Here is a 7,967-nt window from a genome sequence, read left to right as displayed (position 1 = left end):
GAGAGAGGTACGCGGCCGTGACCCTCCAGATCCACCAGGAGACCGCCCGCGGCGGCTCCCCGGTCGCGCCGCCACTCGGCGACAGCCGCCGCGAGACCCGTCAACAGCACATCGTCGACACCCGCGTGGAAAGCCGTCGGCACGCTGGTCAACAGCTGTGCCGTCTCCGTCATGGGAATCCGGACGGAGGCGGTACGCAGCACAGCACCCGGCCCGCTCTGTTCCGGCCGCTCCGGCCGCGCCGGCCGCGCCGGTGGCACGGTGAGCAGGGGCTCGGAGTCCTGGAGGTACTCCACCCACCGGGGGACCTCAGCCAGCCGCTCCGTGCCGGTCGCCCGGGCCGTCAGCTCGCGGGCCCAGTGCCGGAAGGACACCGGCACCGGGTCGAGCCCGGCGTCACGCCCGGCCGCCAGCTCCTCGTACGCCCGCGCGAGATCCGGCAGCAGCACCCGCCACGAGACACCGTCGACCACCAGGTGGTGGAGGACCATCAGGAGCCTGCCGGGTACGTCCGGACCCCGGTCGAACCACACCACCTGGGCCATCACACCGGACTGCGGAGCCATCCGGCCCACGGCGGCGCGGGTCTCGTCGTCCACCAGGCTCTGGAGATCCGGGGCGGTCATCGATTCCACCCGGCGCACCAGCGGCCCGGCGTCGGTGCTCTCCGGGACAACCAGCGAGGGACTCTCGCCGAGCACCAGTCGGGCACGGAGCATGTCATGGCGATCCACCAACGCCTGGACCGCGTCCGTCAGGACGGTGAAGTCCAGGCCCACCGGGGTCTCGGTCAGGGTCGACTGGACCACGGTCCCGGCACTGTCGGGTCCGACCCGTCCGAGCAGTTCCCGCATGACCGGGGTCAGCGGTATCTCACCTGTGCCGCGTTCTTCGCCGGCTCCCCGCTCGGACCCGAATCGCTGGGCCACGGAGGCCAGACCGGCCGGTGTCCTGCGTTCGAATATCTGGCGGGCGGTGATGACCAGACCCGCGCGGCGAGCACTCGACACCAGCAGCATCGACATGATCGAGTCGCCGCCCAGCTCGAAGAACGAACCGCCGGCACTCACCTCGTCCAGACCGAGGACCTCGGCGAACAGAGCGCAGAGAATTTCTTCCTCAGGGGTCGACGGCGCCCGGCCGCTACTCTCCCCCGACGACTCGGGAGCCGGCAGCGCGGCCCTGTCGAGCTTGCCGTTGACGGTCAGCGGGAGTGCGTCCAGGACGACGAAGGCCGACGGAACCATGTACTCCGGCAGGCGCGCACCCGCCGACGCCCGCAACACCTCGACCTCGACACTGTCAGCCACCGGGACGACATACGCGACCAGGCGCCTGTCCCCCGGCCGGTCCTCGCGGACGACCACCGCGACCTGGCCGACCGTCTCGTGCGAAGCGATCACGGCCTCGATCTCACCCGGCTCCACCCGGAAACCACGAATCTTCACCTGCTCATCCGCCCGGCCGACGAAGTGGAGCCGGCCGTCGGCTGTCCAGCGAGCGAGGTCACCCGAGCGGTACATCCGACCGCCATACGGGTTGGCAACAAACCGCTCGGCGGTCAGATCCGGCCGGCCGACGTAACCCCGGGCCAGACCGCCACCCGCCACATACAGCTCACCCGTCACACCCACCGGCACCGGCTGAAGGAAACCGTCCAGGACAAAGACCCGGGCGTTGCCGATCGGGGCGCCGATGGCCGGAGGCTGATCCTCCGGCCCCATCGCCGGATCGAGCGGCACAGCGGTGGTGATCACGGTCGCCTCAGTCGGACCGTACGTATTCCACACCCGCGACCCCGCCAGCCAACGGCTCGCCAGATCAGCGTTCAACCGCTCCGCACCCAGCACCCAGTTCCGCACACCCGACACCGCACCCGGATCAAGCACACCCAGCAGCGACGGCACCACACTGGCAACCTCAACACCGGCGGCACGGATCATCTCCGCCAGCGCCTCCGGCTCCCTCCGCTCCTCACTCGACGCGATGGCGAGCGTCCCACCCGCACCCAGCGTGACCGCGACATCGAGAACCGCCGCATCGAAGCTGAAGGAGGCGAACTGAAGGGCGACGACACCCTCGTCGACACCGAGCACGGGACGCATCACCTGCGCGAGGTTCGCCACCCCGCCATGCGCCACCGCCACACCCTTCGGACGGCCCGTCGAACCCGACGTATAGATCACATACGCCAACTGCTCCGGACCCACCACCGTGTCGAGCGGCTCCGAGGACTGAGCGGCGATCGCGTCCGCAGCACCATCCAGGAACAGTACGGGCGTATCGGGCCCGGGTACCTCGACGCCGGCCGTGGCCAGGACCACCGAGGCGCCGCTGTCGGAGATCATGTACGCGAGGCGGTCCTCCGGATGCTCCGGGTCGAGTGGCACATACGCGCCACCGGCCTTCCACACCGCCAGCAGCGCCACCACCATCTCCACCCCACGCGGCAGGCACAGACCCACCACACACTCCCGACCCACACCCAAACCGGTCAGATACCGGGCCAGCCGGTTCGCACGCGCCTCCAGCTCCCCGTACGACAACACCACCGACCCACACCGCACCGCCGCGACATCGGGAATCCGAACGGCCTGAGCAGCGAACAGAGCGAGGACCGTGTCCGCCGCCACCACCCGACCGGTGTCATTCCACTCGGTGACAACCTGCGCCCGCTCGGTCTCCTCCAGGACGGATATCCGGCTCAGCCGCACGTCCGGATCGGCCGCCACCTGTTCCAGCACCCGACCCAGCCGACGGGCGAGTCCTCGCACCGTCTCCTCGTCGAACAGATCGGCCGCGTAGAGAATCCCGCCCCCGATACCAGCCGGCGCACCCTCGGCATCACGCTCCTCCACCAGATCCACCGACAGATCGAACCGCGCCGCTTCCGCGGCGGATTCCAGCCGGTCGACACCGAGCCCCGGCAGCTCCCAGCGGTCCCAGAGGGAGGTCTCCAGCGCGAGCATCACCTGGAAGAGCGGGTTCCGGGAGAGTGAGCGCTCCGGGTTCAGCACCTCCACCAGCCGCTCGAACGGCACGTCCTGATGGGCGTAGGCCGCGAGGTCGGTCTCCCGGACCCGCGCCAGCAGCTCACTGAAGGTCGGGTCCCCGCTCAGATCCGCGCGCAGCACCACCGTGTTCACGAAGAGACCGGCCAGACCGTCGAGGGCAGCCTGCGCGCGGCCCGCTGTCGCCGTTCCCATCGGGATGTCGGTCCCGGCGCCCATCCGCGAGAGCAGCACACCCAGCGCCGCATGGACGACCATGAACATCGTCGCCCGGCCGCGCCCCGCCATCTCCACCAGACCGGCGTGCGCCTCGGCGCCCACCCGTACCGGGACGGTGCCGCCCTGGAACGAGGAGACCAGGGGCCTCTGCCGGTCCGTGGGAAGGGCCAGTTCCTCCGGTGCGCCTTCCAGCGCTTCGCGCCAGAAGCCGAGCTGTTCGCTGATGAGACTGTCGGAATCGTCCAGGCTGCCGAGGACCTCGCGCTGCCACAGCGCGTAGTCCGCGTACTGCACCGGCAGCGGCTCCCACCCCGGCGCCCGGCCCTCCCTCCGAGCCGCGTAAGCCGTCCCCAGATCACGCGACAGCGCACCCATCGACCAGCCGTCCACCGCGATGTGATGCGCCACGATCAACAGCACACACTCCGAAGGACCCGTCACCAGCAACCAGACCCGCCAGGGCAGATCCGCACTGACATCGAATCCGAGAGCCGAGTATCCGGCGAGTGCCTCGTCGAGTTCGGCCTCTCCCGATTCGACCACCGTCAGCGGTGGCCGGCCGGCGGCGCCCGTCAGGATCTCCTGGCGCGGGGTGCCGTTCCGCTCCGGGAACACGGTCCGCAGGCTCTCGTGCCGGTCGGCCACATCACCCAGCGCCGCTTCGAGCGCCGCCACATCCAGCTCACCGGACATCCGCAGCGCGAGCGGGAGGTTGTAGGTCGCATCGGCGCCGGAGCCGTTCTCCTCCAGCCGGTTCAGGAACCACATCCGCTGCTGGGCGAAGGAGAGGGGCAGCACCTCAGGCCGGTCCCGGGCAGCCAACGGCACCCGGACCCGGTCCCGACCGGCGTCGATCAGTCCGGCCAGGCCGGCCACGGTCGGCGTGCCGAACAGCTCCCGGATGCTGACTTCGGTGTCGAGGACGGCCCGGACGCGGCCGATGAGACGCATCGCGAGGAGGGAGTCGCCGCCGAGGGCGAAGAAGGATGTCTCGGCCCCGACCCGGTCCGCTCCGAGGACTTCGGCGAACAGCGCGCACAGCTCCTCTTCGAGCGGGGTCGCGGGGCCCCTGCCGTCGGTCGCTCCGGCGAATTCGGGGGCGGGCAGGGCGGCGCGGTCGAGTTTGCCGTTGGCGGTGATCGGGAGGGTGTCCAGGGCCACCACCGCGGCCGGGACCATGAACTCCGGCAGCCGTTCGCCGGTGTACGCCCTCAGTGCCTCCGCGTCCACGGCGGCACCGGGCCCGGGCACCACATAGGCGACCAGCCGCTTGTCCCCCGGCCGGTCCTCCCGCACGATCACCGCCACCTGTGCGACGGACTGGTGGGAGGCGAGCACGGTCTCGGTCTCGCCGGGTTCGACCCGGAAGCCGCGGATCTTCACCTGGGTGTCCGCACGGCCCGCGAAGAGCAGTTGGCCGTCGGGCATCCAGCGGGCCAGGTCGCCCGTGCGGTACATCCGGCCGCCGGAGGGGCAGGCGACGAACCGCTCGGCGGTCAGACCCGGCCGGCCCGCGTATCCCCGGGCGAGCCCCGCCCCGGCGATGTACAGCTCACCGCTCACCCCCACCGGGACGGGCTGGAGGAACTCGTCCAGGACATAGCCGCGGGCGTTGTCGCGGAGCCGGCCGATCGGTACGACGGCCGGGGGTTCGGTTCCGGGTTCGACGGTGTACGTGGTCGTGATGACGGTGGCTTCGGTGGGTCCGTACACATTGACGAGCGTCAGGCCCGGGCAGGCTTCCTGTGCCTTGGCGAGCGCGCCCGCGGGTATGACATCGCCGCCGATGAGTACCTCGGACAGCCCGGCCAGGGCCTCGGGGGACTCGTCGGCCGTGACGCCGAAGAGTCCGGCCGACATATAGATCGCGGTGAGGCCGTGTTCCCGGATCAGTGCGGTGAGGGTTCCGGGCTCCACGCGTCCCGGCGGTGCGACGACGACCCGGCCGCCGCACACCAGCGGTACCCACAGCTCGTACGTCGAGGCGTCGAAGGTGTGCGGGGAGTGCATGAGTACGCGGTCCCGGGCGGCTGCGCTCCAGCAGGTGTCGGTGGCGAGGGCGGCCACGGCGGAGTGCGGGATCGCCGCGCCCTTCGGTACACCGGTGGAACCGGATGTGTACATCACATAGGCGACATCGGTGCCGGCCACGGTGACTCCGGGAGCACCGTCGGGGCCGGAGAGCAGTTCGTCCACCGGGACGACCTGGCGGGGGTGGGCGGGATCGCCTGCCGTGTGCCCGGCCACGGTGAGGGCGGTGTGCTCCAGGACGACCCGAATCCGGGCGGCGGGCCAGGCGGGGTCCACGGGCACGAATCCGGCTCCGGCCTTCGACACGCCGAGCAGCACCGCCACCAGCTCAGCCGAGCGGTCCATCACCACGCCGACCAGGTCGCCGCGGCGTATGCCCCGGGCGCCGAGGCCGCAGGCGATCCGGTCGGCGATCCGGTTCAGCTCCGCGTACGACCACACACAGTCCTCGCCGACCACCGCGACCGCGTCCGGTGTACGCCCGGCCTGTGCCTCGAACAGCTCGACCAGGGAGGCTCCGGGCACCTGCCGTCCGGTGTCGTTCCAGCGGTCGACCACGAGGGACCGCTCGGTGGGGTCGAGGACGGCGATCCGGCTGAGCCGGACCTCCGGGTCAGCGGCCATCTGGTCCAGCACCGAGATCAGCCGGCGGGCGAGGGTGCGGGTGGTGGCCGTGTCGAAGGCGCTGAGGAGATGCTCGATCCGGAAGGCCAGATCGTCGTCGGTCGGGTTCACGATGACGACGAGGGGGAAGTTCGTCGACTCCCTGGCCGTCGAGTCGGTGAGGCTGAGTCCCTCCGTCGGGGGCTGGGCGTCCGGGTCGCCGGGGTAGTTCTCGAAGGCCATCAGCGTGTCGAAGACCGCGCCGGGTCCGGCCAGCCGCTGGATCTCCGACAGGCCCAGATACTGATGGTCGAGCAGCGCGGACTGTTCGGCCTGGAGTTCGGCGAGCAGCCCGGCGACGGTCTGGGCAGGGTCGAGCCGGACCCGTACCGGCACGGTGTTGATGAACAGCCCCAGCATGCTCTCCATACCCGGCAGATCAGCCGGCCGACCCGCCACGCTGGCTCCGAACACCACATCGCCGCGTCCGGCGAGCTGGCCGACGACCCGGGCCCAGGCGGCCTGGACGACCGTGTTCAGGGTCAGGCCGTGTGTGCGGGTCATGTCCCGCAGGGCGTGTGCCAGCTCCGTGCCCGCCCGGGCCGTGACCCGGCCGAAGGGGGCGGATGCCGAGACGGTGGTGCCGGCGGGCGCGGCCCGGGTCGGTTCGTCCGCGCCGGCCAGGGTCTGCTGCCATGCCTCGCGCGCCGTCTCGCGGTCCTGCCGGGACAGCCATTCCAGATAGTCGCGGTACGGAGCCGCCGGGGGCAGTCCGTCCGTGCCGCCGCCGGCCTCGTACGCCGTCCACAGATCGGTCATCAGGATCGGCAGCGACCAGCCGTCGAGGACGATGTGGTGGAGAGTGATCATCATGCGGTGGCGGTCCGGGCCGGTCTTCACCAGGAGGACGCGCAGCAGTGGCGGCGCCGCGACATCGAACCGGCGTGCCCGCTCCTCGGCGCCCAGCCGTTCCGCTTCGGCGCGGGCCTCGGCCTCGTCCAGTCCGGAGATGTCCTCCTGCCGCCAGGGCAGGGTGACCTCGTGGGCGATGACCTGCACGGGCCGGTCGGCCCCGGCGATGTGCCGGAATCCGGCCCGCAGGCTCGCGTGGCGGGCGATGACCGCCTCCCAGGCGGCGCGCAGGGCGCGGGCGTTCAGCGGCCCCTGGAGCCCCAGGTCGAACTGTTCCACATAGATGTCGGACTCATGCTCGTCGAAGAGCGCGTGGAAGAGGAAGCCCTCCTGGAGGGGGGTGACGGGGAGGATGTCGGCGAGGCCGGGGACGGCCGCCTCCAGCTCCTCGATCCGGTCCTGGCCGACGGTCACGAGCGGGAAGTCCGACGGGGTCCGCCCACCGGACCCCGGGGCCGCCGCGTGGACGGCCAACCCCGCCAGCATCGCCGCCCACCCCTCCACCAGGGAACGCGCCGCCGGCTCATCGAGAACCCGCTCCGGCCAGACCAGAGTGAGCAGAAGCTCCGGCCCCTCCTCCCGGTCGTGCACCACACCCTCGGCCTCCAGGGCGTGCATCACGGGGTACTCCCCTCCGGCGCCGCCGACCGGGCCGCCTTCGGGCGCCGGTGACCAGTCGCCGGGTACGGAGTCGGGGGCGGCGGGCGCGGGTACCCGGCCGACGTAGTTGAAGCCGATCTGTGCGCCGGGGCCGGACAGTTCGGTGAGTACGGACAGTTCGGTGAGGCCGGGCCCTTCGGTGGGCCCGGAGGCGGCTCCGGTGGTGAGCCGGCGCAGGATGCCGTAGCCGAGCCCGTCGCCGGGGACCGCCCGTATCTGCTCCTTGATCCGCTTCAGCACGCGGCCGGCCGCCGCTCCACCGGCGCGTGTCTCGGCGGGGTCGATCGGTCCTGCGGTGAGTCGCACCGGTCGTACGCTGGTGAACCAGCCGACGGTGCGGGAGAGGTCCTCACCGTCCCCGAGCGGTACGCGGCCGTGGCCTTCGACATCGACGAGGAAGCCGCCCCCGGACTCGCGGCCACCGCGCCACTCGTCAACGGCGGCCGCGAGACCGGCCAGCAGCACATCGTCGACACCCGCGTGGAAAGCCGCCGGAACAGCCGTCAGCAGCGCCGACGTCACCCCGGACGG

Annotated in this window: 1 protein-coding gene; it reads right to left on the bottom strand. The window is 71.5% G+C overall.

What is annotated here, in order from left to right; translation table 11 throughout:
* Positions 1-7,967 (bottom strand): non-ribosomal peptide synthetase (locus ABT122_RS32645; protein ID WP_351559653.1); only part of this gene is annotated, 7,967 nt, incomplete at both ends.

This window comes from Streptomyces sp. NPDC001985 (genome assembly GCF_040296845.1).
Taxonomy (GTDB): Bacteria; Actinomycetota; Actinomycetes; order Streptomycetales; family Streptomycetaceae; genus Streptomyces.
This window is presented reverse-complemented; position numbering and strand designations above follow the sequence as displayed.